This window comes from Deltaproteobacteria bacterium GWC2_65_14, assembly GCA_001797615.1.
GTDB lineage: Bacteria > Desulfobacterota > Deferrimicrobia > Deferrimicrobiales > Deferrimicrobiaceae > GWC2-65-14.
Genome location: MGPV01000063.1, coordinates 22,661 through 38,613, shown reverse-complemented (window position 1 = coordinate 38,613; position 15,953 = coordinate 22,661). Strand labels below are relative to the sequence as shown.

Below are 15,953 nucleotides of genomic sequence, written 5' to 3'. Positions count from 1 at the left end.
CATTCCTTTCATGCGGGTTCCTGCTCTTGGCGACCCCCGCGCTCGCGGGGTGGGAGACGGGAGCCAGGATCGGCTTCGACACCAATGTGAACCGGGCGGTCGACGGGGGACAAGGAGACGGGTATCTCGCGGGATCCATCACGTACCAAAAGGAGCCATCGGGGGAGAGGCGATACGGGTTCACATTCTCCGCGTCCCTGGAAGGGGGGATGTTCTTCGACTTCACCGACCTGGGGTACGCGGCCGTGACGCTCGAACCGGGGATCGTCTATTTCCCCCAATGGTGGCTGACCCTGTCGGCTTCCCCGTTTGTCCGGGCCAGGGCCGTCGGGGACTCCGACCAGTCCGCCGTCTCGTTTGGGGGAAGGATCGCGTTCCGGGAACGGATCCGGCGGAACCTTTTCCTGGGCCAGCACTACCGGTTCACGGAGAACAGGGCCGAGGCGGCCCCTTTCTCCTACACGGAGCATGCGGCGGGACTCTCTCTCGGTGGAAACCTGTCGCAGAGGATCTACGGGGAAGGGGGCTACGAGTTCGCCCGCGGAGAGACCTTCCTGTCGTTGGAGGGCGGCGCGACGTCTTCCGCGGGCTTCGGGATGCACCGGAGATTCTCGGGGGTCTTTGGCTCCGATGTCGTCCGGGAGGAGGTCGACCGCCACACGTTCTCCCTCTCCTTTGCGGTCACCCTGTCCCCCTCGGCATTCGCCCAGGCGGGATACACGTTCTCCGGCTATGACGGCGAGTTCTCCTCCTTCACCTCCCATACGGGATACACGGGCGCCGGGTACCGGTTCTGACCGCTTCATCCCGTCCATCCGGTCTCATCGGACGGCCGGAGGGGCACGTCGCCTTGTGAAGGAGCGCCCACCGCGATGAGGTCTTTGCATCGGCTGGATGGAGGATACGGCCCGCCATGACGAAAAGACCGGCCCGGTTCCCTCGCCACCCTGCTCGCCGCAGTCGCCAGGGAACGGTCGAACGTGATCAGCATCGAGCACGACCGTCTCCCATCCGACTGCCCGCCGGGGTACTCGACCGTCGTCCTCCTCCTCGAGACACGCGACCGCGCCCACGGGGAGGAGCTTGCAGCCCGCCTGGAGGAGCAGGGATTCCGGAACACGATCTGACCTCTTCTGTTTCCGTTTCGGCCATCGCCACACCTTGCCGGGTCCCTCCGTCACGACCACCGAAAAGGGATCCCGCGCCGTGCTGTGGTCGTTCGCCGCCCTCTTCGCGACCGCGGCCTGGCAGGCGCAGGAGGCGCTCCTCCCCCCGTGTCCTCTTCTCCCGCCTCCCCTCCCCTTTCTGTAGGCAAGTATCCGACAGGTATGGTATTTTTGGTAATTATCCGGAGGTACCGCGAGAGGCACCCCCATGCGCTGGCGTCGTCCCGACAAGAAGAAATTTCTCGTGTTCCTGGCCGTGCTGGGCCCCGGGATCATCACGGCCTCGGTCGACAACGACGCGGGAGGGATCGCCACCTATTCGATCGCGGGAGCCCACTTCGGCTACTCGCTGCTGTGGACCCTCATCCCCATCACCGCGGCGCTGATCGTCGTGCAGGAGATGGTGGCCCGGATGGGGGTGGTCACCGGAAAGACGCTCGCGGACCTCATCCGGGAGAAGTTCGGCGTGCGCCCGACCTTCTTCCTTCTGGCCGCACTGCTCCTGGCGAACCTCGGCAACACCGTCGCGGAGTTCGCCGGCTGGGCCGCCGCGCTGGAGATCTTCGGGGTGAGCCGGTACCTCTCCGTGCCGATCGCCGCGGTTGCCGTCTGGTTCCTCGTGGTGAAGGGAACCTACCGGATCGTGGAGAAGATCTTCCTCATCGCAAGCACCCTCTACTTCACCTACGCGGTCTCCGCCTGGTTCGCCCATCCCCAGTGGGGCACCGTCGCGCGCGAAATGATGACGCCCCGCCTTTCGATGAATGGCGCCTACGTGATCCTGCTGATCGGGATGGTCGGGACGACGATCGCCCCCTGGATGCAGTTCTACCTCCAGTCGGCCGTGGTGGAGAAGCGGATCGAGGTGGAACAGTACCACCTGTGCCGGCTGGACGTCATCATCGGCTGCTTCGTGACCGCCATCGTGGCGTTCTCGATCATCGTGGCCTGCGGGGCGACGCTCTTCGCCTCCGGGGTCCAAATCACCGACGCGAAGGACGCAGCGATCGCGCTGGAGCCGCTCGCGGGCAGGTACGCCTCGGTGCTCTTCGCCATCGGGCTCGCGAACGCGTCGCTCTTCTCGGCCTCCATATTGCCGCTGGCCACCGCCTATTCCGTCTGCGAGGGAATGGGGTGGGAGTCGGGGGTCGACCGGGACTTCCGGACGGCGCCCCACTTCTTCTGGCTCTACACCGGGATCATCGTCGTCGGGGCGCTGCTGGTCCTCTACCCGGCGGCGCCGCTGATCCTGATCATGCTCTTCTCGCAGGTCGCCAACGGGATCCTGCTCCCCTTCGTCCTGGTCTTCATGCTGCGGCTGATCAACGACCGGGAGCTGATGGGAGAGTACGTGAACTCCCGGACCTTCAACGGGATCGCCTGGACGACGACGGTCGTGATGATCGCGCTCACGATCTTCCTGGTGATCCTTACCCTCTTCCCGGGGCTTCCCGCCCTGCTGGGACTGGGAGGCGGGGGAGGGTCCTGACGGAGGATCAGATCCTGCGCCTGCGGCGGCGCGACGCCGGAGGGAGCAGGAGATTCACGACGTCGTCGACGGTGACCACGCCGAGCAGGTGGCCCTCCTCGTCGACCACGGGCAGGGCGAGCAGGTTGTATTTTGAGATCGTCTCGGCGACCGCCTGCTGGTTCGCGTCCGCAGGGATGGTGATGAGCTTGGTGTGCATCACCTCGCCGAGCGTGCGGTCCTCCTCCACGAGGATCAGCTCCCGAAGGCCGACCACGCCGAGGAGCTTTTCCTCCTCCACCACGTAGATGTAGTAGATGGCCTCGATGTCGGTGGCCTCCTCCCGGAACTTCTCCACGGTTTCCCCGATCGTGAGGTGCGGAGGATAGGCGAGGTACTCGTTCGTCATCAGCCCTCCCGCGGTGTCCTCCTCGTGGCCGAGTAGCTCGTGGATATCCTCGGCCTCCTCCCGCTCGATCAGCCCGAGAAGCTCCTGGGCCTTTTCCCGGGAAAGGTCGGCGATCACGTCCGCCGCCTCGTCGGGGGGCATCCGCTCGATGACGTCCGCCGCCTGCTCGCGGTCCATGTCCGTGATCAGATCCGCCTGCACCTCAGGCTCCAGCTCGTGGAGCGCCTCGGCCGCGGTCTCGAGGTCGAGCTTCTCGAAGAAACCCTTCCGCTCGTCGGGCGAAAGCCCGCTGATGATGTGGGCGAGGTCCGCCGGGTGGAGGCTGGAGAGGGCCTGCCGGGTGACCGACAGGGTGAGCCGGTCCAGCTTCTCGTGGAGCGGCTGGATCAGCCCCCAGGAGATGAGCTGGTGCCCCAGCGGGTGACGGATGGCGCGGAAGAACGACTCCCCCTTCCGCTCGATCCCGAGGCGGCGGAGGATCCCGCGGACCCCCACGTCCACGTCGGTGACGCAGGCGGAGCCGTTCTCCTCGGAGAGCTTGACGTCGTTCACCCGCACCACCTTGGCGCCGTCGATGTCGACGATCTGCTTGTCGAGGAGGTCTTTCCCGATCAGGAGCTGGTCGCCCCCGGGGGAAAACTCGGAAAGCTCCGACTCCCTCTTTGCGGAGGAGATGATCCGCCGGTTGAAGATGCTCAGGTCCTCCCACGGGAGGTAGAGAAGCTTCTTCCGCTTCTCCAGGAGAAGCCCCGCCGCGCGGGGGTAGATCCCTCCCCCGACCACCGCGATGTCCCGGAGCTTCCCGATCTCCTCCCCCACCGGGTCGAGGACCGCCTTCCCGAGAACGTCGGCTACGAAGACTTCCCCGATGAGCGTCATCCCTTCCTTCCCCCGGCAGATCGGCATCCTGCGCCTCCAGTGTATTCGGGGGGGTTGAGCCAGGTCAAGGAACGGCGCGTCGCGGCGGTAGAGTATGGAGGCCATGTCCGAACCGGCCCTCGAACAGGCGGCGAAACCGCGCAGCGCGATCCGGGAGAACCCCTACCGGCTGCTTCCGACGGTCCGGTGGGCCGTCCAGGGCGCCTACCTTCTTTTCTTCCTCCTGGTGGGGTTCGAGTTCCACTCCTTCTACACCCAGATCGTTTCAGGGGGAGCGGTCACCGCCGGCCGGCCGCCGGCGGTCGAGGGGTTTCTCCCGATCAGCGCCCTGATCGGGCTCAAGCGCTTCCTGCTCACCGGCCACTACGACGAGGTGCACCCGGCGGGGCTCACGATCCTGATCGCGGCGGTCCTCTCCTCCCTCCTCGCCCGGAAGGTCTTCTGCTCCTGGGTCTGCCCCGTCGGGGGGATCTCCCGGGCGCTGGAGTGGCTCGGGAAGAAGACTCTCTGGAGGCGGCGGCAGAAGGAGACGCTGGTCCACCCCTGGGTCGACCTGCCCCTCGCCTCCCTCAAGTACCTGCTGCTCGCCTTCTTCTTCTGGGCGATCGTCCTGGGGATGGACCGGGTCGCCCTCTACGAGTTTCAGCACACCCCCTACAACTATGCCGCGGATGCCAAGATGCTTCTCTTCTTCACCGACATCTCCCGGACCGCGGCGGTCACCCTGGCGGTGCTCGCCCTCCTCTCGGTGGCGATCAAGCACTTCTGGTGCCGGTATCTCTGCCCGTACGGAGCGCTCCTGGGGCTGGTGAGCTGGATGTCGCCGCAGCGGGTCGTCCGGGACGCCAACGCCTGCATCGACTGCAAGGCCTGCACGAGGGCCTGCCCGGTGGAGATCACCGTGCACCGGAAGCCGTCGGTCTGGACCCCGGAGTGCACCGGCTGCATGTCCTGCGTGACCTCCTGCCCGGTGGAGGACTGCCTGACCGTCACCCGGAAGGGGAGAGACACGCTTTCCCCCTACCTGATCCCACTGGTCGGTCTCGGGACGATCTTCCTCCTCTGGGGGGTCGCCCGTGTCACGGGGCACTGGCACACCGATCTTCCCCTCTCCACGCTCGCCGACGCATACCGCCTGGCCCCCCGCCTCCTCCATCCATAATAAGAAACAGGAGCCTTCGGGCATCTTTTCTTCCTGAGATATTTCCTCCTTACCCAGGATATTCCTTGACAAGATGTCTCGACAAAAGTAATCTACTTTATCAATAGACATAGTGCCATATAGCGTATGAACACCTCTACACCTTATTTTCCGATGTTCTATCGGGCCGAAGGAGCCCCGGTCCTGGTCATTGGAGCGGGAAGGGTTGCGGAGAGGAAGATCCGGTTCCTTCTCCTGCGGAGAGCCAGGATCACCGTCGTCGCAAAGAAGTTCTCCCCCGCGATCGGCCGGATGGGAGAGGCGGGCGAAGTGATCGCGATCCGCAGTTCCTTCCGGAAGAATCATCTGGAGAAAAAGACGCTCGTCTTCGCCGCGACCGACGATCCGGACGTGAACCGGGCGGTTTTCCGGGAGGCGGTGCGACGGGGAATTCCGGTGAACGTGGCCGATTCCCCGGAGGAGTGCACCTTCATCCTCCCCGCCGTCGTGGATCATGAGGATTTCACTCTCGCGGTGTCCACGGCCGGTCGGCACCCCGGGGCGGCCCGGGCGATCCGGGAATTCCTGGAGGACCGGCGGGCTGAGATTTCGGTCCGAATGGAACGGGGCCGCAGGCGGAAAGGGATCCGCGCCGCCCGGGGCACGGTGTACATCGTCGGGGCGGGCCCGGGCGATCCGGACCTGCTGACCGTGCGGGCTTTGGGGCTCCTGCGAAGCGCGGACGCGGTGATCCACGACTACCTGGTGCCGCCCGAAATCCTCTCCCTCGCGCCCGAGAGGGCGAAGCGGATCTGCTACGCAAGGCGGGGCAGAACCTCCGGACACGGCTCGGTCCTGAAGCAGAAGGCGATCCACGACGCGATGGCCCGGTATGCCCGGGAAGGGAAGCGTGTCGTCCGGCTGAAGTCGGGGGATCCGCTGGTCTTCGGCCGGGGCGGGGAGGAGGCGGAATTCCTGGTTGCGGAGGGGATCCCCTTCGAGATCGTCCCGGGAATCACGGCGGCGATTGCCTGCGCGGCGGCGGCGAACCTCCCGCTGACTCACCGGAGGCTCTCCTCCTCCGTAACTCTCCTCGCGGGGCACGAGGCGGGAGAAAAGGAGGCTTCCGCGATCGACTGGAAGTGTCTCCCGAAGAACGGGACGCTCGCCGTCTACATGGGAGTGGGACGGGTCCGGACGTTGGGAGCAGAGCTCCTCCGCGCCGGCTTCCCGCCGGACACTCCGTTCCTGATCGTGGAGAACGGAACGCGCCGCGGACAGCGGATCGTCCGCGGTCAGCTCGTTGGCCTCGCCGGGATCGCGGAGGAGGCGGGCGTGACCTCGCCGGCGGTCCTGTTCGTGGGAAAAAGCGCGGGGGCGACCATCGTGAGGCAGGCCGACAACCGGAGGCGGCATGGATCGTTCGCGGAAAGTCTATGACGACGTATCGGAGTTGATCGGGTCGAGGGAGAACCCTACCCCCCTGGTCCGCCTGAAGCGGATCTCCCCCCCCGGCGGCGGAGAGATCCTGGTGAAACTGGAGTGGATGAACCCGTTCGGTTCCATCAAGGACCGCACCGCGAAGTATCTCCTCGAGGGGCTGTTCCGGGACGGGTCCCTCGCGGGCAAGAAGCTCGTGGAGCCCACCTCGGGGAACACGGGGATCGCGCTGGCCGCTCTGGCCAATCTGTCCGGGATCCCCTGCACGATCACGATCCCCTCCGGGGCACCCGAGGAGAAGATCACCCTGCTCCGGCTGCTGGGCGCCGAGGTGTGGCCCACACCGGACGACCTATGCCCGATCGACCACCCCAAGGACGGCGCGATTGCATTGGCCCGAGCCTTCGTCACCTCGGAGGCGACCCGGGATCTCTACGTCATGCCGAACCAGTACGAGAATCCCGACAACGTGCGGGCGCACTACGAGTCCACCGGGCCGGAGATCTGGGATCAGACCGAGGGGAAGGTCACCCACTTCTTCGCGGGGTACGGCACCTGCGGAACGATCACCGGCGTTGGGAAGTTCCTGAAGGAGAAAAACCGGGCGATCCGCGTCATCGCGATCGAGCCCGAGAAGGGGCACCGGATCTCGGGGCTGAAGAATTTCCAGGAGAGCAAGACCCCGGGGATTCTCGACCCTTCCGTGGTCGACAAGACGGTGCGGGTCCCGGACGAGCCGGCCTACCGGACGACGATCCGGCTCGCCCGGGAGGAAAGCCTCCTCGCGGGCCCCTCCACGGGCGCCATCGTATGGGCCGCGCTCCAGGAAAACTTTCCGGCGGGCGCGGTGGCGGTCTGCATCTCCCCCGACAACGCCTTCAAGTACGTGTCGTTTCTCTCCCCCGAGGTGGCGGGCGACGGCGCTCCGCAGGTGGAGCTGTCCCCGTGAAGCCGGAAGACTACGCGGAGCTGAAGAAGGGCGGGATGATGCGCCAGCGGGAGGCGGGTTTCTTCTCCGTCCGCCTCCACGTGGTCGGGGGAAGGCTCTCCACGGACCAGGTTCGGGCGATCCAGGTGGCCGCCGAGTGCTACGGGAGGGGGGAGGTCCACCTCACTGCGCGCCAGGGTGTGGAGATCCCGTACGTCCGGGCAGCCTATCTGTCCACGATCAAGGATTTCCTCGCACCCTCCGGCGTGGGCGTGGGAGTCTGCGGCCCCACGGTCCGCACGGTGACCGCCTGCCAGGGATGCCGCGTCTGCCCGAGCGGCGTGATCGACGCGCCGGAGCTCGCCGAAGCCGTCGACCGGGAGTTCTACGGGAAGTCCGCCCCCCACAAGTTCAAGGTCGGGATCTCGGGATGCGCGAACAACTGCCTCAAGGCCGAGGAGAACGACATCGGGATCAAGGGCTGGGTGGAGCCCCGGTGGACACGGGGACCGTGCAGCGTCTGCGGCATCTGCGAAACGGTCTGCCCCTCGAAGGCGGTCACCGTCTCCGCGGAACGGGGAACGGTAACGGTCGACCCGGCCGGCTGCATCGGGTGCGGGGACTGCATCGAGTCGTGCCCGAGCGGGGCCATGGAAGTCGGCGAACGGGGATACCGCCTGTACGCGGGCGGGAAGTTCGGGCGGATCCCCTTCCTCGGGCGCAGGATCCTCGGGATCCTGAGGACCCCCGAGGAGGTCGTCGCGGCGATCCGGAAGGTCCTCGAGTTCTACCGGGCCGAAGGGAGGCAGCGGGAGCGGTTCGGGGACACGCTCCACCGCACCGGCTTCGAGGCACTGGAATCGCACGCCGCGGAGAGAACGGGGGAAGCCACATGACCCCGACGCTGGACATCACGAAGGACGTCTGCCCGATGACCTTCGTCAAGGTGAAGATGGCGCTTTCGAAGATTCCAGCAGGAGGAAAGCTTGCCGTCCTGCTTGCGGAGGGAGCGTTGAAAAACGTGATCTCCTCCCTCAAGCAGGAGGGGCATCGGGTCGCGGAGGTTCACCGGAAGGATGCGTCCTATCTGCTCGTGGTGGAACGGGACGGCCGAGTCGCTTGACGGGAAAAATCACTATCTTTACAGTGGAGATTATAGAATAACCTCCGGAGGGGTCATGCGCCTGTCCAAAAAAACCGAATATGCCCTGCGGGCCCTGATCTACGCATCCCGGTTCCCAGAGGAAACAACCTTTCAAATCAAGGAGCTGGCGGAAAAAAACGGGATCCCGAAGAAATTCCTGGAGCTGATCCTGCTGGAGCTGAAAAACGGCGGGATCATGCGGAGCAAGCGGGGGGTCGGAGGAGGATACCTGCTTGCCCGGCGGCCGGAGACGATCCGTTCCTCCGAGATCATCCGGGTCATCGAGGGGCCCATCGCATCGGGGGAGCGGCGGAGGGGAGCCGGAAAGGCCGGTGCGGAGGAGAGCTCCCCGGCGGTCACCCGCCTCGTCCGGGAGGCCTCCGAAGCGGTCGGCACGGTGCTGGACCGCTGGACCCTGGCCGACCTCGCGCGGGAGGAGTCGGACGCCCAGGAGCGGAAAGCCCGAAACGTCATCTACCACATCTGATGCACGGAGAGGTCCCGGCGGAGCCGGAGGAGGGCGGGGGATGAAACGGAAGCGCTCGATCGAGACGGTTGCCGCGCAGGCGGGGGTGGGGGCCGACCGGGCCTACGGATCGGTGAGCGTCCCGATCTACCCGACCGCCATCTACCGGTACGACGCCTTCGGGAAGCACCGGGGGTTCGACTACTCCCGCTCGGAGAATCCCACCCGGCAGGCCGCGGAGAAGGCGCTCGCCGAACTGGAGGGAGGCACGAGGGCGTTCGCGTTCTCCTCCGGCATGGCCGCGGTTTCGGCGGTGATGACCCTGTTCGGTTCCGGAGACCGGATCCTCTGCTCGGACGACCTCTACGGGGGGACGTACCGGCTCTTCGAGCAGATCCTGAAGCGGAGCGGACTCTCCTTCGAGTATATCGACATGGGGGACACAGCAAAGGTCGCGCGGCGGATCGACCGGAAGACACGTGCCCTCTTCATCGAGACCCCGACGAACCCGCTCATGAAGATCGCGGATCTGCGCGGGGCCGCCCGGATCGCCCGGGAACGGGGGATCCTCTCCATCGTGGACAGCACCTTCATGTCGCCGATCCTGCAGCGACCGCTCGAGCTGGGGTCCGACATCGTGATCCACAGCGCGACCAAGTTCCTCGGCGGGCACAACGACCTGATCGGGGGCGCGGCGGTCGTGTCCGACCCGGAGCTGGGCGAGAAGATGCACTTCGCCCAAAAGGCGGTCGGCGCGGTCCTCTCCCCGTTCGACTGCTGGCTCCTCCTGCGCGGGATCAAGACGCTGCCGGTCCGGATCGCCCGGGCGCAGGAGACCGCCGGGGTCATGGCCGCCTTCCTGTCGGCCCACCCCTTCGTCCGGAAGGTCTTCTACCCCGGCCTCCCCGGCCACCTGCGCGCAGCGATGCACCGTTCGCAGTCCTCGGGACCCGGGGCGATCCTCTCCTTCGAGCTGGCCCGGGAAGAAGCCGTTCCCGCCTTCCTGAACTCCCTGAAGGTCGTCCTGCTGGCGGAGAGCCTGGGCGGCGTGGAGTCGCTCGTCACCCACCCCGCCACGATGACCCACGCGGACATCCCCCCGGAGGAGCAGGCCGAAGTAGGGCTGACCCCCGCCCTCGTACGGCTGTCGGTGGGGATGGAACACCCGGACGATCTGGTGGCGGATGTCGCGCAGGCGCTGCGAAGGGCTCAGCAGGGCTCCCGGCCCAGGACCGCGGGCAGGTAGATCCGGAACTCGCTCCCGGCGGATCCGACGGTGCGCACCATCCTGATGCAATCCGGACGACACTGGCGAAGGACTGACGCACCGCTCGGGCGGAGGGGGTTTTCCCCGCGGATCAGCGGGACCGATCCGCCTCCCCCGTGTCTTCGCCGGGAGACGGGGAGGCCAGCGTGCGTCCCACCTTCTGCTCAAGCCCCTCGATGCTGGGCACCTCCGCGAGTGCGGCACGATACTCCTCCTCGGTGACCATTCCGGCGGCGAACATCCTCCGCAGGATCCGGTCCGAGCGGGCCATCACCCGACCGAGTTTCCGGTAGGGATTGTAGACCCGGGGGCCAGGCAGCATGGCGGCCAGGAAGGAGCTCTCCCGAAGCGTCAACTCCAAGGGCTTCTTCCCGAAATAATAGGCAGACGCGTGGCCGACGCCGTAGACCATCGGGCCGAGCTCGACGACGTTCAGGTAGAGCTCCAGGATCCGGGACTTGGAGAGCCGGTCGTCGATCCGGCGCGCCAGCACGTACTCCTTGACCTTCCGCGAAATCGTCCTCTCCCGCGACAGGAACAGGTTCTTGGCGAGCTGCTGGGTGATCGTGCTCCCGCCGCGGGCGAGCCGGCCCTTCCGGAGGTCGTCCCGGATCGCCTTCCGGATCGCCTCGTGGTCGACCCCCTCGTGGGAGTAGAAGTTCGCGTCCTCCGAGACGATGACCGCATTTCTGAGGTACCCGGGAACCTAGGACACCGCCGTCCAGTGGGGGTTCCAGAGCACCATGGCGCCCCCGGCCAGCAGCGCGACCCGGCGAACGATCCGTGAGGCGGACATTCCGTGATTATAGCCCCCGGGTCAACCCCGAAGGTAGACGGCGGTGACCAGGGCGGCGATCCCCAGGGCGAGCGCCACCTTCGGCAGAATCACCTTCGACCGCTCCCGGATCGTTCCTTCCATCCCCCCCGTGGGGAGCGCTCCGGAGTCGATGTCGCAGGCACCGGGGATCGGGGAGCAGGAGGTCGTCTTCGGACAGACCGCGAAGACGACGAGCATCCCCCCCGTGAGCAGGATCTTGAGCAGGATCCAGCGCCCGGCCGTCGTGGCCCACAGCGCGGGGAGGGAACCGAGCAGAAGGTACGCCTTGACGGCCCCGCTGCCGACGAGCAGGACGATCGAGGAGCCGACCAGCTTGCGGAACCGGCGCTCCATGAGCGCCAGCAGAAATGCGCTCTGGAAACTCACCTCGTTCCTCCGGAATACGGGGTCCAGAACCGCGATGTGGAAGATCATCCCCCCGAGCCACGCGACGGCGGCGAGCAGGTGGATCGCGGTGAGCACGCCATGAACGATCGACATTCGGTTCGCCTCCCGGATTCCACTCTACCCCGGGACCGGGAAGATGCCCTTGACGCGGGTCAACCTCCGATCCCGACATCAGCGGAGCCGGTCGCCAGTGCCCCCGCGAATGTAGCCCCCGATCCTGAAGGCGCCCGGGATCGGCTTCGCCGCCTCGGAGGGAGCTCCGCTCCAAGACGGCTCCGCATCCTCGGAGGGAGGGGCTTGCTCCGCCGTCCCGACGGGGACCCTGCTCCACCCCCTGATCTCCCCCGGGAGTCCGCAAAGACTTCCATCTCCGCTCGCCCCCCCCTCCTGCGGGTGCTGCGCCGGCAATCGGGGACCTTGGCTCGCGGGGAGGTTCTTCGCAGCGCCGATTGACGCATGGGGGCGCCCGCCGTATGGTATCCGGATGCCGACCCGGGCCCTCCTCCTCATTCTCGTGTCCGCGGCCATGCACGCCGGCTGGAACCTGATCCTGAAGACGGCCCGGCACAAGCTCGCCTTCAACGTGTTCATGCACGCCTCCGCGGTCACCGTGTTTTCCCTCTTCTGGATCCTCTGGCAGGGATCGATCCCGCCCCCTCCAACGCCGGTCGTCTTCTTCGCGCTGGGGGCGGGGTTCTTCTTCGCGATCTACCATGTCTGCCTGACCGCCTCGTACGACCGCATGGACGTGTCGCTCGCCTACCCCCTCACCACCACCGGCCCTCTCTACATTCCGCTCTGGGCCTACATCTTCCTCGGGGAGCGGCTTTCCCTCCTGGGAGGCGCCGGGATCCTCGTCGTCTTCCTGGGCGCCTACATCCTGCAGATGCGGGAGATCTCCTGGGTGGAGCTCTCCTTTCCGCTGCGGAACATCCGCCTTCCCGGCGTGCTCCTCGCGCTCTCCGCGGGGGTGTTCTACTCGGTGGGGTCGATCGTGGACAAGCGGGCGGTCACGGTGGCGGACGTCTTCGTCTACACCTATTACCTGGATATCGCCCTGTTCCTCATCCTCGCGGCGAACGCGCTGCTCTCCGACGCACGACACCGGTTCGTCGAGGAGATCCGGGCCCACTCGGGACGGGGGATCGCAGCGGGGTTCGTCCTGTTCCTCTCGTTCACCACCTACCGGGTGGGGCTCCAGATGGCGAAGGTTTCGTACGCCACCTCGGTCCGGCAGGCCAGCGCCATCGTCGGCGTGATCGGCGGAATCCTGCTCTTCCGGGAGCGGTTCGGACGCATCCGTCTCTTCGGTGCGGCCCTCATCGTCCTGGGGGTCGCGTGCATCAAGCTGGGGTAGCGACATGACGCTCCGTTTCCCGACGCACTTCGCGCTGCTTCTCCTCGCCTCCTCCCTGGCGATCCTTCCGGCGTGCGATTCCTACTTTTTTTATCCGCAGCGGAACTTCGTGGCGAACCCGCACCTCGACCGCGTCTTCCACGAAGACCTGTTTTTCGAGGCGCCCGACGGCGTGCGGCTCCACGGATGGTTCCTCCGGCCTTACAAGGAGCCTCGCGGGACCATCCTTTTCCTTCACGGGAACGCGGAAAACATCAGCACCCACGTGGGCGCCGTCCTCTGGCTCGTCATGGAGGGGTATCAGGTCTTCCTCATCGACTACCGGGGATACGGGAGGTCCAAGGGAACGCCGGAGATGGAGGGGATCCACGTGGACGCTCTGGCGGCGATCGACCGGTTGTTCCGGACGGAGGGGGTCGACAAGGACCGCATCGTGGTCTTCGGGCAATCGCTGGGCGGGGCCGTCGCCGTGTACGCCGTCGCCAACTCCCCGCACCGGGACCGGATCCGGGCGCTGGTCATCGACAGCGCGTTTTCCGGATACCGGCGAATCGCGCGGGAAAAGATCGCCGAAGTGGTCCTCCTGTGGCCGTTCCAGGCCCCCCTCTCCCTTCTCGTTACGGACCGGTACAGCCCCTCCCGCTGGATCGGGCGGATCCGTCCCGTCCCCGTCCTCATCCTCCACGGAGATGCGGACAAGGTCGTTCCCGTCCGGCACGGGGAACGGCTCTACCGCCTCGCGGAAGAGCCGAAGCAGCTGTGGGTCGCCCCCGGAGCGGGGCATATCCGGGCGCTGTCCGACGGGAACCTGCGGAAACGGCTCCTTTCATACCTCGACTCCATCCTCCGGGGGCGGGAACGCGGGGAGACGGAACCGGGGGCACCGGAATCGTGGAAATCGTTTTCCCGGAAAACCGTTTCTTTTTCTGAAACCATCCTCCTCCCCCGGCATATGAGATGATAGATTCCTGTTTTCCACTATGTTGCAAAGGGAGGAACGAGATGAAACGGACACTGGGGATCGTCGCACTAATCCTGGTCTTCGCCTCCACCGCCTTCGCGGCGGATATGGGTGGAGTGGCCCGCAACAACACCGGTTGCGGCCTCGGCACGGTGCTCTTCCAGGCCAACGCCAACGACTCCAGCCTGCTCCAGGCCTTCCAGGCGACAACGAACGGCACGCTTGGGAACCAGACCTTCGGCATCTCCTCCGGTACGTCGGAGTGCAACCAGCCCAAGAAATTCGTCCAGAACGAGCGGCTCAACGAGTTCGTCTCCGCGAATCTCGACACCCTGGCGAAGGACATCGCCCAGGGGGGGGGAGAGTCGGTCCAGACCCTCGCGGAGCTGATGCAGGTCGCGCCGGAAAAGCGGGAAGCGTTCTACCGCAACCTGCAGACCCACTTCGCGGTAATCTTCCCCCGGGAGAACGTGGAGTACGCGCAGGTGGTCGATACGATCGTTCAGCTTTCTTCCTAACGGGCAACAGGCGGGAGGAGCCCCCTTCCGCAAGAGAATGCTATAAGAGGGTATGCTGCGCAAACTCGCATACCCTCTTGTTTTTCTTCTCTTGTTCTCTTCCCTGCCGGGAGCGGCGGAGACGACACCGTACCGCGACGAGCTGAAGGAGTCGGCGACAAGGCTTCATCTCCCGGACGACCGGTACTGGCACGTCCTCCTGCATTACAAGCCCGGACTGTTCGGCACGGAAAGCCTCGTCGACGACCGGAAATTCTTCCTCTCCCCGGACGGCAAGCACGACCCGTCGGCGGAGCTCGATGCCGCCATCGACGGGCTCTTCGCCGACGGCTTGGAGGAGCAGACCATCCCGAGATGCCGGTTCCCCGCCCGGTACGACTGGCTGATCCGGCGGCTTCCGGTCGACCTCACGAAGCTTCCGGAGGTCTCCTGCCCGACCCTCGAGGAACACCGCAAGAGGATCGATGCAAAATCCGCAAGCCTGATCTTCGCCTCGGGGCACATGAATGCCCCCGCCTCCATGTTCGGCCACACGTTTCTTCGATTCGACTCTTCCTACGAAAGCCCTCTCCTGTCGTACGCTGTGAACTACGCGGCCCAGATCGACCGGAGGGACAACGGTCTGGTCTATGCGGTAAAGGGGATCTTCGGGCTCTACCCGGGCTACTTTTCCATCCTCCCGTACTACGACAAGGTGAAGGAATACGGCAACATGGACCAGAGGGACCTCTGGGAGTACCGGCTGAACCTGACCGGAGAAGAGGTACAGCGGATGGTCCTGCACGTCCTGGAACTGCAGGGGATCTACTCGGACTATTTCTTTTTCAAGGAGAACTGCTCCTACGACCTGCTCTTCATCCTGGAGATCGGAGCCCCGGCGGCCACGCTCACCGACCGGTTCCACGGGTTCACCATCCCCATCGACACCGTAAAAGCCGCCCGGTCCGAGGGGCTGCTCTCCGATCCGGTCTTCCGCCCCTCCCAGGCCCGGAAGATCCGGCACATCGCTTCCTCCCTGGACGAGGCGGACATCGGGCGAGCCCGTTCGGTGCTCGACTACACCGTTGCCTCGAGGGAGATCCTTGCCGTCGATATACCCGACGCCTCAAAAGGGAGGATCCTCGACCTCGCCTCGGAAGCCGTCCAGCTGCGGTATGCCAAAGGGCAATACACGAAGGAAGAGTACCTGAGGCGGTTCCTGACGGTCCTGTCCGCACGGAGCACGATCCCGGCTGCGGGGAGCCTACTGACACCGATTCCGGCACCGGAGCAACCCGAAAGCGGCCACGGGTCCTCCAGGGTGTCGCTGGCGGCGGGCATCCGGGAAGAGGACCCCTTCCTGGAGCTGTCCGGCAGGCCGGCCTATCACGACCTCCTGGACGCGGACGACGGCTTCACCCCCGGGTCCCAGATCGAATTCTCCCGTGCGACGGGGCGCTACTACCCCGATACCGGGCGGTTCCGCCTGCAGGAGTGGGACCTTATCCACATCCTGTCGCTTGCCGGGCGGGACGACTTCTTCCGGCCGGTCTCCTGGAAATTCCGGACGGGGTTCGCGACCAAGCCGTTCCCGGGCGGACGGGA

Annotated in this window: 16 protein-coding genes and 2 pseudogenes (2 of these 18 running past the window's edge); 14 read left to right on the top strand and 4 right to left on the bottom strand. The window is 65.9% G+C overall.

The features are described from left to right. From A2X88_06360 to A2X88_06350, 3 genes and pseudogenes are all read left to right on the top strand, one after another. Positions 1–90 (top strand): annotated as a pseudogene (locus A2X88_06360) (hypothetical protein) (it extends 624 nt beyond the left edge of the window). Then, positions 87–797 (top strand): hypothetical protein, encoded by a 711-nt coding sequence (locus tag A2X88_06355; protein OGP33023.1) that lies wholly within the window; start codon positions 87–89, stop codon positions 795–797. Before A2X88_06360 ends, A2X88_06355 begins: the two are co-directional and overlap by 4 nt. Positions 798–1,374: 577 nt before the next feature. Continuing rightward, positions 1,375–2,655 carry an Mn transporter gene (locus A2X88_06350; protein ID OGP33022.1) on the top strand — a complete coding sequence of 427 codons (1,281 nt, stop codon included), beginning with the start codon at positions 1,375–1,377 and terminating at the stop codon, positions 2,653–2,655. 7 nt (positions 2,656–2,662) lie between these two features. Here A2X88_06350 and A2X88_06345 read toward each other — a convergent pair whose 3' ends face one another. Next, a complete protein-coding gene (locus tag A2X88_06345; protein ID OGP33032.1) occupies positions 2,663–3,913 on the bottom strand; it encodes a hypothetical protein in 1,251 nt (416 codons plus the stop codon). Positions 3,914–4,025: 112 nt separating this feature from the next. Here A2X88_06345 and A2X88_06340 point away from each other — a divergent pair, with 112 nt between their 5' ends. The 7 genes from A2X88_06340 (at position 4,026) to A2X88_06310 (ending at position 10,287) form a co-directional block, all read left to right on the top strand. Then, a complete protein-coding gene (locus A2X88_06340) occupies positions 4,026–5,084 on the top strand; it encodes a 4Fe-4S ferredoxin (protein ID OGP33031.1) in 1,059 nt (352 codons plus the stop codon). Positions 5,085–5,237: 153 nt separating this feature from the next. Further along, positions 5,238–6,503, top strand: coding sequence for a uroporphyrinogen-III C-methyltransferase (locus A2X88_06335; protein OGP33021.1), 1,266 nt, complete (start codon positions 5,238–5,240; stop codon positions 6,501–6,503). 13 nt (positions 6,504–6,516) lie between these two features. Next, positions 6,517–7,452, top strand: a complete 936-nt coding sequence (locus A2X88_06330) for a hypothetical protein (GenBank protein OGP33020.1) — start codon at positions 6,517–6,519, stop codon at positions 7,450–7,452. 35 nt (positions 7,453–7,487) lie between these two features. Continuing rightward, a complete protein-coding gene (locus tag A2X88_06325; GenBank protein ID OGP33030.1) occupies positions 7,488–8,327 on the top strand; it encodes a hypothetical protein in 840 nt (279 codons plus the stop codon). After that, the gene (locus A2X88_06320) at positions 8,324–8,554 is read left to right on the top strand and encodes a hypothetical protein (protein OGP33019.1); all 231 of its coding nucleotides are present in this window, start codon (positions 8,324–8,326) and stop codon (positions 8,552–8,554) included. The genes A2X88_06325 and A2X88_06320 overlap by 4 nt, the downstream gene beginning before the upstream one ends. 55 nt (positions 8,555–8,609) lie before the next feature. Next, positions 8,610–9,062: a hypothetical protein gene (locus tag A2X88_06315; GenBank protein ID OGP33018.1), complete on the top strand. Its 453-nt coding sequence runs from the start codon at positions 8,610–8,612 to the stop codon at positions 9,060–9,062. A gap of 40 nt (positions 9,063–9,102) precedes the next feature. After that, a complete protein-coding gene (locus A2X88_06310; protein OGP33017.1) occupies positions 9,103–10,287 on the top strand; it encodes a cystathionine gamma-synthase in 1,185 nt (394 codons plus the stop codon). Between the two features lie 112 nt (positions 10,288–10,399). Here A2X88_06310 and A2X88_06305 read toward each other — a convergent pair whose 3' ends face one another. The 3 genes from A2X88_06305 to A2X88_06295 form a co-directional block, all read right to left on the bottom strand. After that, positions 10,400–10,801 (bottom strand): hypothetical protein, encoded by a 402-nt coding sequence (locus A2X88_06305; GenBank protein OGP33016.1) that lies wholly within the window; start codon positions 10,799–10,801, stop codon positions 10,400–10,402. A 324-nt stretch (positions 10,802–11,125) separates the two neighbouring features. Beyond that, positions 11,126–11,626: a hypothetical protein gene (locus A2X88_06300; protein OGP33015.1), complete on the bottom strand. Its 501-nt coding sequence runs from the start codon at positions 11,624–11,626 to the stop codon at positions 11,126–11,128. Positions 11,627–11,704: 78 nt separating this feature from the next. Next, complete coding sequence (locus A2X88_06295; protein OGP33014.1) at positions 11,705–12,061, bottom strand: hypothetical protein; 357 nt, start codon at positions 12,059–12,061, stop codon at positions 11,705–11,707. Between A2X88_06295 and A2X88_06290 the strand changes: the two genes are divergently transcribed. The 4 genes and pseudogenes from A2X88_06290 to A2X88_06275 form a co-directional block, all read left to right on the top strand. Continuing rightward, complete coding sequence (locus A2X88_06290; protein ID OGP33013.1) at positions 12,018–12,890, top strand: hypothetical protein; 873 nt, start codon at positions 12,018–12,020, stop codon at positions 12,888–12,890. The genes A2X88_06295 and A2X88_06290 overlap by 44 nt on opposite strands. 4 nt (positions 12,891–12,894) lie before the next feature. Next, on the top strand, positions 12,895–13,851 hold the full coding sequence (locus A2X88_06285; GenBank protein ID OGP33012.1) for a hypothetical protein: 957 nt from the start codon (positions 12,895–12,897) through the stop codon (positions 13,849–13,851). Between the two features lie 41 nt (positions 13,852–13,892). Next, positions 13,893–14,369: a hypothetical protein gene (locus A2X88_06280; protein ID OGP33011.1), complete on the top strand. Its 477-nt coding sequence runs from the start codon at positions 13,893–13,895 to the stop codon at positions 14,367–14,369. A gap of 52 nt (positions 14,370–14,421) precedes the next feature. Beyond that, positions 14,422–15,953, top strand: a pseudogene (locus A2X88_06275) (hypothetical protein) (it continues 367 nt past the right edge of the window).